General features: G+C 65.6%; 17 protein-coding genes. 12 read left to right on the top strand and 5 right to left on the bottom strand.

All coding sequences use genetic code 11. The features are described from left to right. Positions 1-15: 15 nt before the first annotated feature. From O0881_RS04855 to O0881_RS04840, 4 genes are all read left to right on the top strand, one after another. Positions 16-711, top strand: a complete 696-nt coding sequence (locus tag O0881_RS04855) for an HAD family phosphatase (protein ID WP_289910402.1) — start codon at positions 16-18, stop codon at positions 709-711. A 58-nt stretch (positions 712-769) separates the two neighbouring features. Further along, on the top strand, positions 770-1,570 hold the full coding sequence (locus O0881_RS04850; protein WP_289910401.1) for an alpha/beta hydrolase: 801 nt from the start codon (positions 770-772) through the stop codon (positions 1,568-1,570). 133 nt (positions 1,571-1,703) lie between these two features. Next, positions 1,704-2,273, top strand: a complete 570-nt coding sequence (dcd, locus tag O0881_RS04845; RefSeq protein WP_034755486.1) for a dCTP deaminase — start codon at positions 1,704-1,706, stop codon at positions 2,271-2,273. A 111-nt stretch (positions 2,274-2,384) separates the two neighbouring features. Further along, entirely contained in the window at positions 2,385-2,726 is a 342-nt protein-coding gene (locus tag O0881_RS04840; protein ID WP_099667599.1) for a FlxA-like family protein, read from the top strand. A 42-nt stretch (positions 2,727-2,768) separates the two neighbouring features. On the opposite strand, the gene O0881_RS04835 is transcribed toward O0881_RS04840, so the two are convergent. Together O0881_RS04835 and O0881_RS04830 are read right to left on the bottom strand one after the other, a co-directional pair. Beyond that, on the bottom strand, positions 2,769-4,262 hold the full coding sequence (locus O0881_RS04835) for an ATP-binding protein (RefSeq protein WP_289910400.1): 1,494 nt from the start codon (positions 4,260-4,262) through the stop codon (positions 2,769-2,771). A gap of 2 nt (positions 4,263-4,264) precedes the next feature. After that, on the bottom strand, positions 4,265-4,954 hold the full coding sequence (locus O0881_RS04830; protein ID WP_251348393.1) for a response regulator transcription factor: 690 nt from the start codon (positions 4,952-4,954) through the stop codon (positions 4,265-4,267). A gap of 193 nt (positions 4,955-5,147) precedes the next feature. Here O0881_RS04830 and O0881_RS04825 point away from each other — a divergent pair, with 193 nt between their 5' ends. From O0881_RS04825 to O0881_RS04810, 4 genes are read left to right on the top strand one after another with little or no spacing between them, the layout of a single operon-like run. Beyond that, complete coding sequence (locus O0881_RS04825; RefSeq protein ID WP_289910399.1) at positions 5,148-5,630, top strand: periplasmic heavy metal sensor; 483 nt, start codon at positions 5,148-5,150, stop codon at positions 5,628-5,630. Positions 5,631-5,645: 15 nt separating this feature from the next. Beyond that, on the top strand, positions 5,646-6,302 hold the full coding sequence (locus O0881_RS04820) for a hypothetical protein (protein ID WP_289910398.1): 657 nt from the start codon (positions 5,646-5,648) through the stop codon (positions 6,300-6,302). 3 nt (positions 6,303-6,305) lie between these two features. Beyond that, positions 6,306-6,470: a hypothetical protein gene (locus tag O0881_RS04815; protein ID WP_171985041.1), complete on the top strand. Its 165-nt coding sequence runs from the start codon at positions 6,306-6,308 to the stop codon at positions 6,468-6,470. Then, the gene (locus O0881_RS04810) at positions 6,428-7,291 is read left to right on the top strand and encodes an intradiol ring-cleavage dioxygenase (RefSeq protein WP_289910397.1); all 864 of its coding nucleotides are present in this window, start codon (positions 6,428-6,430) and stop codon (positions 7,289-7,291) included. Before O0881_RS04815 ends, O0881_RS04810 begins: the two co-directional genes overlap by 43 nt. Here O0881_RS04810 and O0881_RS04805 read toward each other — a convergent pair. The 3 genes from O0881_RS04805 to O0881_RS04795 form a co-directional block, all read right to left on the bottom strand. After that, positions 7,288-8,733, bottom strand: a complete 1,446-nt coding sequence (locus O0881_RS04805) for a DUF1501 domain-containing protein (protein ID WP_289910396.1) — start codon at positions 8,731-8,733, stop codon at positions 7,288-7,290. The two genes, O0881_RS04810 and O0881_RS04805, sit on opposite strands and share 4 nt — an antisense overlap. Before the next feature lie 9 nt (positions 8,734-8,742). Then, on the bottom strand, positions 8,743-10,545 hold the full coding sequence (locus O0881_RS04800) for a DUF1800 domain-containing protein (RefSeq protein ID WP_289910395.1): 1,803 nt from the start codon (positions 10,543-10,545) through the stop codon (positions 8,743-8,745). A 102-nt stretch (positions 10,546-10,647) separates the two neighbouring features. Further along, positions 10,648-10,959 carry a hypothetical protein gene (locus tag O0881_RS04795; RefSeq protein WP_289910394.1) on the bottom strand — a complete coding sequence of 104 codons (312 nt, stop codon included), beginning with the start codon at positions 10,957-10,959 and terminating at the stop codon, positions 10,648-10,650. Between O0881_RS04795 and O0881_RS04790 the strand changes: the two genes are divergently transcribed. The 4 genes from O0881_RS04790 to O0881_RS04775 all read left to right on the top strand — a co-directional run bounded on the left by O0881_RS04790 (position 10,958) and on the right by O0881_RS04775 (position 15,823). Next, the gene (locus O0881_RS04790) at positions 10,958-11,521 is read left to right on the top strand and encodes a hypothetical protein (protein ID WP_289910393.1); all 564 of its coding nucleotides are present in this window, start codon (positions 10,958-10,960) and stop codon (positions 11,519-11,521) included. The genes O0881_RS04795 and O0881_RS04790 overlap by 2 nt on opposite strands. Before the next feature lie 63 nt (positions 11,522-11,584). Continuing rightward, positions 11,585-12,310 (top strand): hypothetical protein, encoded by a 726-nt coding sequence (locus tag O0881_RS04785; protein ID WP_289910392.1) that lies wholly within the window; start codon positions 11,585-11,587, stop codon positions 12,308-12,310. A gap of 4 nt (positions 12,311-12,314) precedes the next feature. Continuing rightward, a complete protein-coding gene (locus O0881_RS04780; RefSeq protein WP_289910391.1) occupies positions 12,315-13,664 on the top strand; it encodes a hypothetical protein in 1,350 nt (449 codons plus the stop codon). Then, positions 13,661-15,823, top strand: coding sequence for a hypothetical protein (locus O0881_RS04775; protein WP_289910390.1), 2,163 nt, complete (start codon positions 13,661-13,663; stop codon positions 15,821-15,823). The genes O0881_RS04780 and O0881_RS04775 overlap by 4 nt, the downstream gene beginning before the upstream one ends. Positions 15,824-15,835: the final 12 nt, after the last annotated feature.

Below are 15,835 nucleotides of genomic sequence, written 5' to 3'. Positions count from 1 at the left end.
GAACGACAACAAGCCATGAAAACCATCCAGGGCGTGCTGTGGGACAACGATGGCGTGCTGGTCAACACCGAGCAGCTGTTTTATGAAAGCAACCGCGACTTGCTCTTGCCCTACGGCATAGACCTGACGCCGAAGCAATTCTTTGACTGGTTCCTGGACAATAACTACGGCGCCTGGCATGTGCTGCTGGGGCAGGGCCACGCCATCGAGCTGGTCGAGCGCCTGCGGGCCGAGCGCACCGTGCTGTTTGCGCAACGCCTGCGCCAGGCGCCCCAGCTGGCCATGCCCGGCATCGGGCAGGTGCTGGCGGCGCTGCGCCCGCATGTGGCGATGGGTGTGGTCACCAGTGCCTACGAGCAGCATTTCCGGATCAGCCATGCGGCCACGGGCTTGTTGCGCCACTTCGATTTCGTGCTCACGCGTGAAATGTATGGCGAAAGCAAGCCGGCGCCCGACGGCTACCAGCTGGGTTTGCAGCGCCTTGGCCTGGCCGCCGCCGACTGCGTGGCCGTGGAAGACTCGCCGCGCGGCTTGCGCGCCGCCAATGCGGCCGGACTGGAATGCATTATCGTGCGCAATCCCATGAACCGTCATCACGCGTTCGACGATGCTTTTTGCGTCGTGGATTCCAACGCCGAGCTGGGCGAAGTGCTGGCGGCGTTCGTGCCCGGCATGGCCCATGCGCCCCGGCAATTAGAGTCCTTCCTCTGATACGTCTTGCCGGCATGCCATTACAATTGTTTATCGCATTCACCGGCACCGACCCACGATGACCCTCCCGCAACTGCACTTTGCCCATGCCAACAGTTATCCAGCCGGCACTTACCGCAAGCTGTTTGGCTTGCTGGGACAGCATTACACCGTGCAGGCGCTCGACATGCATGCGCACGATCCCGAATACCCCGTCAGCACGGGCTGGCCCGAGCTGGTGCGCGAGTATGTCGACGACCTGGAGCGCCGCTACAGCGCGCCCGTGATCCTCGTCGGCCATTCGCTGGGCGGCATGCTCAGCGTCATGGTGGCCAAGCAGCGTCCCGACCTGGTGCGCTGCGTGGTCTTGCTCGATTCGCCCGTGGTGGCGGGCTGGCGCGCCTTGCTGGTGCGGCTGGCGCGCAACACGGCACTGGGCGAGCGTTACTCTCCCGCCCGTTTTTCCGCCCGGCGGCGCAAGCTGTGGCCCGATGCGCAAGCCGCGTATGAGCATTTTGCCGCCAAGGACATGTTCGCCATCTGGGCGCCGCAAGTCTTGCGCGATTACATCGACAGCGGCCTGGCGCCGCATCCGGACGGGGTGCAGTTGCGCTTTACGCGCGAAGTGGAAACGCAGGTCTACCGCAGCTTGCCGCACCACATCGGCGGCCTCGTCAAGGATGGTTTTCCAGTGCCCATCGGTTTTATCGGCGGCACGGAATCGGTGGAATGCCGCCAGGCGGGCTTGACTGCTACGCGCAAGCTGGTCGGCAAATTTTTCCGCCAGGTGCCGGGCGGGCATCTGTTTCCCATGGAAAACCCGGAACTGACGGCGCAAGTGGTGCGCGAGATGATCACCTCGCTGTTGGCTAAACACTAGCCGACTGGCAAGGATTTTCAGCGGGCAAGGGCCAAAAGTGGCGGTTTTTCGCGTAAAATCCTGCCATCCGGGCCACGCCTGCAGCAGGCGTGCGGCCCCAGCCATTCCGATATTCTAGAAAGATACCCCTGCGATGACGATTAAAAGCGATAAATGGATACGCCGCATGGCGGAAACAACGGGCATGATCGAGCCGTTCGAACCGGGCCAGGTCAAGGAACGCGACGGCAACCGCATCGTTTCCTACGGCACGTCCAGCTATGGCTATGACATCCGTTGCGCCGACGAGTTCAAGTTGTTTACCAACATCAACACCACCATCGTCGACCCGAAGGATTTCGACGCGAACAACTTCGTCGACGTGTCGGGCAAGGGCTATTGCATCATCCCGCCAAATTCGTTCGCGCTGGCCCGTACCGTCGAGTATTTCCGCATTCCCCGCAATGTGCTGACGATTTGCCTGGGCAAGAGCACGTATGCGCGCTGCGGCATCATCGTCAACGTCACCCCGTTCGAACCGGAATGGGAAGGCTATGTGACCCTGGAGTTTTCCAACACGACACCGCTGCCGGCGAAAATCTACGCCAACGAAGGCGTGGCGCAAGTGCTGTTCTTCGAATCCGATGAAGTGTGCGAAACGTCGTACAAGGACCGCGGCGGCAAATACCAGGGCCAGGTCGGCGTAACGCTACCCAAGACCTGATTGGGGTGAAGGGAGGGGCGCCAGCCGTCTTTACCTGCCTTTACACCTGCGGCACTACATCCGCGCCCATGCTTGCCGTTAACCTTGGTATCGAAACACTGAGGAGGCATCATGGTAGCGGCAATCGGTTCAGGCAGCGCGGTCAGCGCGGCGGGGAGCGCCAGTTCGGGCAGCAGTTCGCAGATCGCGGCGCTGCAAAAGCAGATCACGGCGGCGCAAAAGCAGTTGACGGAGTCGCAGAAGGGCGAGCAGACGGAGGCGTCGCAAAAGCTGCAACAGCAGCTGGCGCAGCAAATCCAGGCCTTGCAGGCGCAAATTGCCCAGTTGCAAGCTGCCGCCGCGCAGAAAGCGGCGCAGCAAGATGCTCAGCCGGCCAGCAGCGCCGATACGGCGACGAGCCCGGCCAAATCGACCTCGTCCACCCTGGGCAGCATCATCGATACGCAGGCGTAACAGCATTTTCCGCGCGTAAAAGACGCCAGGCTCGCCGACAGGTCAGCCTGGCGTTTTGACGGGCAACAACATTTCCACGCACAGTCCGCCACCGCTGCGCAAGCTGGCCCCGATGCGGCCGCCATGGGCGTTGATGACGTGCTGGGCGATGGCCAGGCCCAGGCCATGGCCGTCCGTGCTGTGCTGGGTATTGGCGGCGCGGAAGAACGGTTCAAAAATGCGGGCCAGGTCGGCGCTGGCCACGCCAGGCCCCCGGTCCAGCACGGCGATGCGCAGGCAATCATGCTGGCGCGACAGTTCGACATCGACCGTGCCGCCGTCGGGGCTGTGCTTGACAGCATTGCGCACCACGTTTTCCACGGCGCGCGCCAGCAGTTCGGGCTGGCCCGTGACGCTGGCGTCGGCCATGGCCGCGTCGACCGCCAGGTCGATGCCCATCAGGCGCGCCCTGGCTTCATAGCGGGCGTCGTCCACGATGTCGTGCACGAGGTCGGCGATGCCGACGTCTTCGCTGTGCGCGTGCCCCGCGCCCGCTTGCACGGCGCCCGCTTCCAGCCGCGACAGGGTCAGCAGTTCACCGATTAGTTTATCCATGCGCTCGCTTTCGCGTTCGATGCGCTGCATCGAGGCGGCCATCTTTTCCGGCTGCTGGTGCGCCAGGCCGATGGCGGCCTGCAAGCGCGCCAGCGGCGAGCGCAGCTCATGCGAGACATCATGCAGCAAGCGCCTCTGGCTGTCCATGAGGCTGCGCAAACGGCCCGTCATGCGGTCGAAATCGCGTCCCAGGTCCGTCAATTCATCGCCGCGCTTGCCGCTGGCGTGGAAGCGCGGCGCCAGGTTGCCGTGCGAGGCGGCCTCGAACGCCTGCCGCAGGTCGCGGATGGGGCGCGCAAAATACCAGGCCAGCAAAAAAGCGAACAGCAGGCTGGCGGCGATGGCGGCGGCCAGGGGAATGAAGGTGCGGTAGGGGCTGTCCATGCGCGGGCCGGGCGGCATGCCGCGGCCGAATTCGCCGCGTGGCGGCGGGGCGCCCGCTTCGCTGGGGCGTGGACCGGGTCCCATGGCGCGCGGGCCGCTCAGGGTGACGGCGTTGAGCGTGTCGCGCGCGGCGCCCGCCTCGGCATTGCGGAAGCGTTCCGACGAGGGCAGGAACAGCAGGTAGCGCTTGCCGTCGCTGCCGGCCACGTCGCGCACGACGGGATGGGCCTGGCTTTGTTGCAGCATGGCGCGCGCCTTGGCCAGCATGGCGGGATGCACCGTGCGGCCCATCAATTCTTGCCCTTTGGCATCGACAGCAAACACGCGCATGCGTTCGAGCTTGCCCAGGAATTGCCGCAAGGCCTGGCTGCCGCCTGCTTCCACGGTGGCGCTGGCGGCCTCGATGATCATTTGCGCGGGCGGGCTGGTGTCGATGTCGAGGGCCCGTTCCTGCTGCGCGGCCCGGTTTTTCAGCCAGAAGGTGCCGCCGATGCCGATGGTGGCCGTCACTTGCGCCAGCATGATGCACAGAAAAAACTTCCAGAACAGACGGCCCACGCTTACTCCTTGATCAGCTGGTAGCCGAGACGGTACACGGTTTGCAGGCAGGAACGGCCATCGGCCAGGCTGCCCAGCTTGCGGCGCAGGCTGCTCAAGTGCACGTCGATATTGCGGTCGAAGCGGGCCATGGGCCGGCCCAGGCCCAGTTCGGACAGCTGATTCTTGCTCACGGGCTTGCCCGCATGGCGCACCAGCACTTCCAGCAGGTTGAATTCCGTGCTCGTCAGCTCCAGGTGTGCGCCGGCCCAGGCAACGCGGCGCTGTTCTGGCCACATCGTCAACTGGCCCACGGTCAGCGGCGCCAGGCCCGACGTGTCCTGCGGCGCCGCTTGCGCACGGCGCAGGATGGCGCGGATGCGCGCCGTCAGCTCGCGCGGCGTGCACGGTTTTGTCACGTAATCGTCGGCGCCCAGCTCCAGGCCCACGATGCGGTCCGTATCGTCTCCGCGCGCCGTCAGCATCAGGATGGGCAGGTTGCTGCCGGCGCGGATGCGGCGCAGGGTTTCCAGTCCATTCATGCGCGGCATCATGACGTCGAGGATGGCGATGGCGTAGAGGCCCGTCAGCGCCTCGGCCGCGCCGCTTTCGCCGTCATGCACGGCGCGCGCGTCAAAACCTTCCTGCGTCAGGTATTCCTGGAACATGCCGACCAGTTCCACGTCGTCATCGATTAACAAAACCTTGCTCATGCCTGTGCTTTTTTCGGGTGAATATCGCCCGATGATAGCAGTCAAAGGGGGCCGTTCAGGGCGGTTTTACCCGCTTTTACATACGTCCGCTTACATTTGCGCACCTTCCTTTACACGCTTTTACGCCGCCCTAACGTTGCTTTACATGCCAGACGCCCACAATCAGGGCTGATCGCCACGAAAGGAAAGCCCGATGAAATACCTGAGTATTGCCGTATCCCTGTTGCTGTTGTCCGCCTGCAGCATGCCGCTGCTGGCGCTGGCCCAGCAAGGAGCTGCGCCCATGGAAGGGCCGCCGCCCGGCCTGGTTCACGGACCCGGCGGACCCGGCGGACCCGGTGCGCCGGGCTTGCCGCCATTCCTGCGCGGCATCGACTTGAGCGAAGCGCAGCAGGACAAGATTTTCGCCGCCACCTACGCCCAGGCGCCCTTGCTGCGGGAACAGGAAAAAATCGCCTTCAAGGCCCATGCGCAACTGCGCGCGCTTGCCGGGTCCAGCGCCTACGACGATGCGAAGGCCAGTGCGCTGGCCAGCACGGCGGCGCAAGCCATGGCGCAGATCAGCCTGCAGCAGGCACGGCTGGAGCAGCAATTGCTGGCCGTGCTGACGCCGGAACAGCGCAAGCAGGCGCAGCAGCGGGGCGACAGCCGCTCCGGTCCGCGCCGCCCCCAATAAGCACAGGAGAGTGAGATGAGCATCAGTGCATTGAGTTCGACCAGCGCCGCCAGCCAGCTGAGCGCGTTCAGCCGCCTGGGCGGCGGCAGCAATACCGGCAGTACCAGCGGCGCGGGCGGCACGCGGCCGTCAAAACCCGACGATGGCGCATTTCTCGACGCTATTTCCAGCGCCTTGTCATCGATCGGCGTGACGGTCGATGCCACTGATGGCGAAAGCGCGACGGACGGCACCAGCGCCGCCGGCAGCGGCGACGTGGGGCAGGCGCTGGGCGCCTTCCTGCACCAGCTGATGGGCAGCCTGCATGCGCAGAGCGGTGGCGGTGCCGGCGGGCAAGAAGGGGGGGGCGAGCCGCCTTCGGGGCCGCCACCCGGTGGTGGTGCGCGCGGCGGTCCCGGCAATATCGAGTCGGATTTGCAAAGCCTGCTGCAAAAACTCTCGTCGTCCGGCAGCGATGGCAGCGACAGCGCGCAGAGCGCGGACGGCAGCGTGACGGACTTGCAGTCCAGCTTTGCCAGCCTGCTCAGCGCCCTGGGTGGCGATGAGGGCGGCACGAGCAGCAGCAGTAGCAAACTGAACAGTTTCCTGCAGGCATTGTCGGGCAGCCTGGGCGCGGCGAGTGCGGGCGGCAGCCTGTCCGCCAGCGGCAACCTGGTCAATACAACGGCTTGAGCCATGGAACGCAAGCTCGCCATTGCCGCCAGGAAGGCGCTCGCGCAACGGGCCACGCAGGCGCTGTTCCTGTGCGCGAGCCTGAGCCCTGCCTTGGCGAGCTTGCCCTACTTGATGGAATACATATGGACTTACATGATCACGGTCTGGCATCCGACCTCGAAATGATGCGGCAACAGGCGTTTGAACGGCGGCAAGTCCTGCGCTGGCTGCTGGCGGGCGCCGCCACCTTGCCGTTGATGAGCTGCGGCGGCGGTTCGGACGCCGGCGGCACGGCCGCGAGCGGCGGCGTCACAGGCACGTCCGGCGGCGCCGGCAGCGTCACGATACCGGCGGCGGGCGCCTGCACGGTGATTCCCGAGGAAACGGGCGGGCCGTATCCGGCCGATGGCACGAACACGAATGGCGGCAGCATCATCAACGTGCTGAACCAGTCGGGCGTCGTGCGCAGCGATATCCGCGCCAGTTTCAATGGCGCCACGGGCGTGGCGGCAGGCGTGCCCTTGACCATCAATTTGCAGTTGCTCAACGCCAGCGGCGGCTGCGCCAGCCTGGCCGGCTACGCCGTCTATCTGTGGCATTGCGACCGCGACGGCCTGTATTCGCTGTATTCGAGCGGCGTGACGGCGCAAAATTACCTGCGCGGCGTGCAGGAAACGGACAGCGCGGGCAAGCTGGCGTTTACGACCATCTTTCCCGGCTGCTACGCAGGGCGCATGCCGCACGTGCATTTCGAGGTGTATCCCAGCCTGGCCAAGGCGGCCAGCGCCATGAACCGCATCAAGACGTCGCAGTTCACGTTCCCGATGGCAACGCTGAACGAGGCTTACACGGCCAGCGGCTACACGGCCAGCGTGCGCAACCTGGCGCAGATCAGCTATGCCACCGACAATGTCTTTGCCGACGGCACCAGCTTGCAGATGGCGACGGTGACGGGCAATGCCACCGATGGTTATGTCGTCACCCTGACGGTGGCCGTGAACGGTTAAGTTGCCGTCATGAAACCGAGGTCGCGCCGGCTGAAGTTGCCGATGTTCGGGAACACGTCGGCCAGCTGGCTGTCGGCCACGCCGAACCATTTAGCCAGGGTGGCGCCATACTGGTCGACGGAGGTGGTCGGCAGCAGGGAGCCGGAACCGACGTCCAGCTCATGGCCCAGGCCCGTGGCGGGGAAGGCGCCGTAGATGTCGCGGCCCTTCACGGCGCCGCCCACGACAAAGTGGTGCGCGCCCCAGCCGTGATCCGTGCCGTCGCCGTTGCTGCTGAAGGTGCGGCCGAAGTCCGATGCCGTAAACGTCGTCACCTGGCGCCGCACATCGGCGCCCTGCAGGGTGGCCAGGGTCGCGTCGAAATACGCGAGCGCGTGCGCCAGACGCGCCATCAGGTCGCCGTGCAATTCCTTTTGGCGGTCATGCGTGTCGAAGCTGCCCAGGGTCACATAAAATACTTGCCGTTTCGCCCCCAGGGGACCGCGCCCGCCGATGATGCGCGCCACCGTCTGCAATTGCACGGCCAGCTGGTTGACGCTGGACGCGCCCGTGTTCGGGTTGATGTAGGGCGGCGGATTGGGCACGCCGCCCGCGCCGGCCGCCAGCATGGCGCCGCTCAGCACGCTCTGGCTGGAAATGGCGCGCTGCACCGTCGCCACGTGTTCCTGCTCCATCATGTCGTCGCCCGCCGTGCTGATGATGTCGCGCAAGGCCGTCTCGCCCTGGGTGGTGCCGAACAGGTAGCCGCCGCCGATATTGCGGATCGGCACGGCGCCCGCCTGGCCCACCTGGAACTGGCGCACCTGGCGCCCGCTGAGGAACAGCGCGTTTGACGCGGCCGAGATGGCCGTAAACGTCGCATTCGCGTTACCCGTGCCGAGCAGGTCGCCCAGGCGTCCGCCCCAGCCGATGCTGGCGCCTTCCGGCAAGCCCGATTGCCAGGTCGATTGCTGGTCGTTATGCGAAAACAGTTTCGGCGGCAGCGCCACATTGCCCGCCTTGTATTGCGCCAGGGTCAGGGGCTGGATCAGGGTGCCCACATTGGCAACGATGGCGGCGCGGCCGCCGTCGAACAGGTCTTTCACGGGAGCGAGGGCGGGATGCAGGGCAAAGCTGCGGCCCGTTTGCGCCGTGGCGGGCGTGATCGGCAGCACGCCGCCCGTTTCGCCGACGCCGGGCAGGTGGATCGAATCGTTGCTGCCCGTGTTGCGCAGGCGCAGGTATTCGCTCCACGATGGCGTGTCCGTGGCCAGCACCGTGTTGAAGGAATCGTTGCCGCCGGTCATGAACAGGCAGACGAGGGCCTTGTAGTCGTCGGCGGACTGGGCCGCGGCCTGGCCCATGGCGGCCAGGTTGAGGGCGAATGGCGTGGCCGCGCTGCCGGCCAGGCCCAGCATGGAGCCGAGGAAGCGGCGGCGCGAGAAATGAGAGGTGATAGTCATGCTGCTTCCTTATTTTTGAACCAGGTATTCAGGCGAGGCCATGGCCAGGAAAATGGCCAGGTGCACGCGGTAGGTTTTTGCCGTCGTCACTTGCGCGGCATTGCTGCCGCTGGCGGCGGGAATCGCGATGCTCGTGACGGCCGCCAGGATCTTGCCGCGCAGCCGGGACGACATATTGCCGGACATTAACAGTAAGTTGACCCGGTCCAGCAAGGCGGCGGGCTGGTCGGCCAGGGCCACTTCGGCCGAGTAGTCGGCTTGCACGGCGCTGTTTTCCGCCACGCCGCCGCGGATGGCGTCCTGCATGAAGTTCAGGTAACCGGTGACGGATGGCTCCGATGTGATCTGCATTTCCGGCGCCACCAGGCCCGCCGTCGCCAGCGCCGAATTGGGCGGCACGTACGAGGGGCGGAAGTAGTTGAAGACGGATGGCGCGTTCATGGGATTCTGCCCCAGTCCCGACAGCGGATCGCTCAGGTAATAGATGCGGTACTGCAAGGCCGCATCTTTGGCGTGAAAGGCGCGCATCCAGTTGCCCAGACGCACAAGCGGTTCGCGCAATTTGCCCGTGCGCAGGCTGCTGCCGGCTGGCGCCAGCGCGTCGGGGTCGAGCAGCACGGCGCGGATCACGGCCTGCATGTCGCCGCGCACGCCCGAACCATTGTTGGCGAAGGCGGCCGCAACCCTGCCCACATAGGCCGGGCTGGGGTTGCTGGTCACCAGGCGCTGGATCAGCTGGCGGCCGAAGAAGGGGCCGGCATTCGGATGGTTGAACAGGGTGTCGAGGGCCAGCGCCATGTCCGCTTCACCGCCGGCGGCGCCCGCCGCGCTCACGCCCAGGAAACGCTTTTCGCTGGTGGAGTGGTACGCCGCATAGTTCTGCATCGGTTTCCAGTCGCGGTCCGGATCGGCCACGCTGCCAAAGAAACGGTTCGCGCCCTGGTCCGGGCCGGCCCAGCTCCAGCCCGTAAACACTTTCGCCAGGCCGCCCACATCGTCGCGCGTGTAGGTGTCGATGGGCTTGCCGCCGGACAATTTCAATGAACCATCCGCATTCAGCTGGTACAGGCCGATGGTAAACAGCTGCATCACTTCGCGCGCGAAATTCTCGTCGGGCGTACGCGTGGCCGATTCCTTCTGGTTGCGCAGGTGCGACAGGTACAGCCCCATCATCGGATGGGTGGCCACGCCCTGCAGCAGGGTGCGGAAGTTGCCGAACGCATGTTGCCCCAGCATGTCGTAATAGCTGGCGACGCCCCGCGTTTGCGTCCATACGCTCTCGTTTTGCGTGGACACGACGAAGATTTCCGACAGGGCAAAGGCCACGCGCTGGCGCAACTGGTCGTCGCCGCGCACGGCTTGCTGCCAGAACGACTCGTAAAAGTCGTTCGGCACAGCCTTGGTGGCCGCCGTGCCCGCCACGGGATACTTGGCGTCGATATATTTGCGGTGCAAGGTTTGCGGCTTGGAAAACTGCGCGCGGAACCACGCGTCGCTGTCGCTGGCGGCGAGGGCGTCGATGGCCGCCATGTCCGGCCCGAACGTGGCGCGGCCCAGGAAACGCGACGCTTCCGCGCGCGTGAAGGTGGCTGTCTGGTTGGCCGGCGGCGTGGTCAGGGGCGGCGGCGGGATCGTGTCGCCCGGCTTGGTACCGGGGGTGGCCGGATCGCCGGGGGCGGTGGTCGCGGGCGGCACGACCGATATGTCCGGGTTCTGGGTGGCGCCGGTCTTGCTGTCGCCGCCACCGCCGCAGGCGGCAAGCAGGCTGAGTAATGTGATGGCCAATAAACGGCGCAAGGTAGGGTCTATCATTTAGTTTCTTTCAGGCAATCAAATTCTGGCCCATTAATTGTAGGGCTTGCCTACCAAAATCCTGTTTCCAATTAACTATTTACGTGTTGGCCACGTTTATTTTTATCGTCCGTTGGTATGGTATTGGTGGTGTTTTTGGCGGGGTAGCGCGAAGTTTTCTTTTTGAAAATGAAAAATATTTTTTGCCGATAGCGAGCACTGTGGCGGATAGGCGACGTAATCATTCCTGCCAATTAAGCTTGTTTGAAAGCTCATCTTGACAACGAAACCCGCTTCGCCGGAAACCATGGTTTTTACGCTATCGGCGAAACGCCGTTCGCCATCCTGTCCCATTCTTCCCCTGCGCCGGACTGGCATGCCCCTTGCGTCAGGGAGGCATGGGCCATCCGCCCGCCTTTCAACGGAGCCTGTCATGACCAGCCGCCTGCTCGCCTATCGTCCCGAAATGGAATTGCCTGAAACGCCGGGCGTGCTGCCGCTCCAGGAAGATGCGCTGGCGCTGGCGGCGCAGTTGCTGGAATTGCAGGGGCCGGCCCAATTCGATGCTTTCCTGGCGCACCAGCTGGGCGCCACCGCGGCGGGCCAGCAAGTGCGCGGCACGCCGCTGGAAGGGCCGCTGCGCCAGTTGCTGGGCAAGGTGCTGGCGCCCTTGCTGCCCCTGCATGGTGGCTCGCCGCAGGCGCTCAAGCGGCGCGCTGCGGCCATCTTCGGCATGGAACTGGAAGGATTGAGCCCGGAAGACAAGGAATTCGAACTGGCGCGCCAGGTCGTGCACCTGATCGATGCCGTCAACACGGCGCTGGCGCAGGACGGCGTCCTGGGCGCGCGCGACCCCAGGACGCGGGTGGACACCACCCTGCTGCAAGTGGCACGCCGCGTGGCGCCAGGTTTGCTCAGGCAGGCGGCGCAAACGCCGGGACGGGATGCTGGCCATTGGCGCCGCGAGGGCGGGCACATCGTCGTGCTCGATTGTTAGCCGGACGGCTGCTGCGTCCGGCACTGTTATGTCAACCGAGGTGCTAACTTTGAGGAGTTCATCATGCATGACTTGGATCGTACGACCCTGGAATACGGACAGGAAATGTCCGGCTTTGAAGCGGAACAGTTCGAGTTTGGCCAGGGCGAGTGGAGCGGCGAGGGCGGCGCGAGCGCCATGTTTTCCGAGGCCGAGGAGATGGAGCTGGCGAATGAACTGTTGTCGGTCAGCAATGAGGCCGAACTGGAACAGTTTCTCGGCAATTTCCTGCGCAAGGCCGCCTCCGTGGCGGGCGGCATCATCAAGTCGCCTGTGGGACAAGCGATCGGCGGCGTGCTCAAGGGCGTGGCGAAGAAGGCCATTCCCCTGGCGGGCGGCGCCATCGGCGGCTATTTCGGCGGCCCGCTGGGCGCCAAGATCGGCAGCGGCCTGGCCTCGGCCGCCGGCAGCGCCCTGGGGCTGGAAGCGGAAGCGTCGTCGAACGAAGACCGCGAATTCGAGGGCGCCAAGCAGTTCGTGCGCCTGGCGGCCGATACCGTCAACCGCGCCGCGCAAGCGCGCGGCAATGGCGACCCGCGCGCCATCGCCCAGGCGGCGGCCAGCGCGGCGGCGCGCCAGTTCGCGCCAGGCCTGCTGGGCCGGCCGGGCGGCCAGGCCGCCACGCAGAACGGCAGCGGCGCAGCTGCGGGGGGCGTGGCGCCGGCCGGCGTGCGCAGCGGCGCCGGCATGCGGCCATCCAGCGGCCGGTGGGCGCGCCAGGGCCACAAGATCGTCCTGTACGGCGTCTGACATCATGGCCATCGGCGCTTATGCAGCCTGGATGCTGGAGCAGGAGGCGCGCTCGCTGCTGACGCGGCTGGCGCGGCTGGAACCGTTTGCGCTGATCGAGCCGACGGTGCTGGCGGCGTCCCTGATGCCCAGCGCCCAGTCGGCCATCGAAAGCCAGCTGGTGCAGGGCCGGCGCGCCTTGCGGCGCATGGTGGCCCAGTTCCAGTGGTGGCTGCGGCGCGAGCACGCCGACGGCGCCAGCATGGCCACGGCCGCCGAGGCCCAGCGCCGCTTCACTTTCCTGCGCCTGAAGTTCAATGCCGCGCTGACCCAGTTCGACCTGTTCAACGAAGTCATCACGCAGCGCAGCGAGCACAAGACGGGCGTGTGGCTGGCCGGCCTGGACATCGTTGCCGCCGATGCGCTGGCGCTGCCCAGCGATGTCTACCAGGCGCCGCCCGTGATCTGCTACCTGGACCGGGGGCCGGGCGCGGCCATCCGTCGCGCGCGCACGCGCCTGCCGGGCGGCGGCGACAATCCCGTCGCCATCATCCGCCTGCCGCGCGAACGCATGATCGGCAGCGGCATCGCCTCGTCGCTGGTGCACGAGATCGGCCACCAGGGCGCGGCGCTGCTGGACCTGGTGGCATCCTTGCGGCCCGTGCTGCAAGCCATGCAGCACGGCGGCAGCGGCCTGGTGCACGTGTGGCAGTTGTGGGAGCGGTGGATTTCCGAGATCGTGGCCGACTTCTGGTCGCTGGCGCGGGTCGGCGTGGCCGCCACCTTGGGCCTGATCGGCGTAGTGAGCCTGCCGCGCGTGTTTGTCTTCCGCCTGAATATCGACGATCCCCATCCGGTGCCATGGCTGCGGGTGCGCCTGAGCTGCGCCATGGGACGGGCCTTGTATCCGCATCCGCAGTGGGACCGCCTGGAGCAGTTGTGGCTATCGTACTACCCGCTGGCCGGCCTGCCGCCGGCCCGGCAGCGGCTGCTGGAACAGTTGCAGGCCAGCATGGACGCCCTGGTGGGCTTGCTGGTGCAGCACCGGCCGCCGGCCTTGCGCGGCGGCTCGCTGGTCGAAGCCATGGCCGTGCACGCGCGCCAGCCGACCATGCTGGCGCAGCTGTTTCGCAGCTGGACCCTGGCGCCGGCGCAGATGTACCAGGCGACGCCGACCCTGGTGTTCGCCGTGCTGGGCCAGGCGCGCGCCAGCGGCACCTTGAACCCGGAAGACGAAAGCGAGCTGCTGGGGCGTTTGCTGACCCACTGGGCCCTGCGCAGCACCCTGGACACATCGGAGCTGTGTGCGGATGTCGTGCGGCATGGCCGCCCGTCCGGCAAGCCGTTTGATTATCCATTGAGGAGAATGACATGAGCAGCAAGATGAGCAGCAATATGGGCAGCAGGAGCGGGGCGGCGGGCCAGGCGGGCCCGAAACAGCAGGGCGGCAGCATCGTCGTCACCGTGCACGAGCAGGACAGCGGGGCCATGGTCGTCAATGCCGCGATCAGCCTGTACCGGGGAGCCGACGCCGACTGCCATGATTTCAATGCCGCCGCCTGGCAAGCCGACCCCGCCATGCTGGTCGGCGTGCGCTGGACGGATGGCCGTGGCGGCACCGTGTTTGCCGACCTGGCGACGGGCAGCTACGTGGGCGTGTACGGCAATTTCCCCGCCACGGCGCCCCAGTGCGTGACGGTGCAGGCCGGCTGCAGCGCCGTGCTGTGCTTCAAGCCGCAGCTCAACCCGCAGGTGGGGCTGGCCTTCGAAACGCCGGACTGCCATCCCAGCGACTGCAATTTCGGCAGGGTGGGCGACCGCGCCGTGGCCACCGTCTCGTTTGACGGCGATCAAAGCGCGGACGGGCGCGACCAGGTGCAGGTGCTGGCCGCCGCGCCATGGGTACCCCTGCGCGGCACGCCGAACGCCTTTTCCACACCCGTGCGGCGCGCCGGCATGCACCGTTTCATGGCGCAGATGATGCTGTCGCAGCGGCCCGACCTGCGCGGCGCCTTGCCCGTGCCGGAAGGGCTGAGTCCGAACGCCATGCTGGCCGTGGATGCGGAATACGAGACGGAAGAGCGCCAGCCGCAGCCCATCTCGGGCAATGTGGGCGTGTCGCTGACGCGCACGGAAACGGAACCGACGGAAGACTTGCCCCTGTGGACCCTGATACGCAACAGCACCGAGGCGATGTCGTTTACAAATTACCTGCATTTCATGGACAGCCTGTTTTGCGGCGACCTGGCCGCTGTGCGCGGCTTCGAGCAGGAGCGCTTCGTCAAGAAGGCCGACATGTTCCAGCAGCTCAAGCAGCGCCGCGCGCTGCCGTTCTCCGATTCGGACTCCTACCGCGTGCTGAAAGTGGCGACGGAAGCGTTCGTGATGGTCAATTGCGGCGTGCTGAACCAGCCGCTGGCCTTCAATCCGGCCGAAGACAACGCCTATCTGGACCGGCGCGACATCCCCCAGGGGCGCGACCTGGAAACCGTGCTGCGCAACGATTACCTGGAAAACATCGACGGCTTCCAGACCTTGCCCTACCTGGCCGTGATCCGGCGCAAATTGCCCGACATCCCCATCAGCATCCCGCGCGGCCAGGAGGGGGAAGTGGACCTGTGCTTTGGCATCATCCAGGAAAAGCTGGCGAACCCTTGCCTGCTGGAACTGATCTGGTCGTACTGGCACGAAGAGGGCATGCTGGTTCAGACCATGAACGCCATCGCGCAACGCTTCCAGAACCTGCGCGCCCCCGGCGGCGGCCTCGACCCCTTGTCGAACACGGAAATCGACATGCTGCGGCCCCTGAATAACTTGCTCTGGGGCTACACCCAGGATGAGCAGCACCGGTTGACCGTGGTGCGCCGCAACTATGAGTATGACCATCACTACGGCGTGCGCCTGGACGGCAAGGCAGTGCAGCACTTCCGGCCTGCCGATAGCCGCTCGAAATTTCTGGAAGCATTCCACCACCTGCTGCGCCTGCTCACTTCCTTCTACAAGCAGGATGACGACACCACCGTGAAGGCGGACGCCTTCCCCGTGCTGAATGCCTTGAAGGAAATTCATTTGATCCTGTCGCAGGGCGCGCACAACCAGTTCGGCGACTTGCCGTCGACGGCGCGCATCGAAATGCTGATGCAGCAATGGATGCTGGCGCGCCCCGAATTCCGCGAATTCCTACCGACGCGCGTGATGGTGGCGTATCCGGAACCGTGGATGGACAGGGTCGATGCCATGAAGAAACTGCAGGGTTGGACGGATACGAGTGTGATGCATTTCCGTAACCTGGCCATCTTTGGCGAGCAATTGCTGCTTTCCGTGCGCTATGGCAACTGGAGCGACATCTACGAACCCACGCAGGCATTCAACTGGGCGCGCTTCTGGCGTCCGCAAGTGCAGGGCTATATCCACGGCTACCGCGCCGCCACCGGGGTCGACCTGTCCGTCGACAGCAGCGACCCGGCGATCGAAGCGACGATGCCCTCGGTATTGCTGCGCCAGCGCCTGAGCCAGCAGCTGCGCAGCGTCTAGGACGGGAGCGGG

The sequence above is a fragment of the Janthinobacterium sp. SUN100 genome (genome assembly GCF_030397705.1).
GTDB lineage: Bacteria > Pseudomonadota > Gammaproteobacteria > Burkholderiales > Burkholderiaceae_D > Janthinobacterium > Janthinobacterium kumbetense.
Note: the sequence above shows the minus strand (reverse complement) of the source record. Positions and strands in the feature narration are given on the sequence as shown.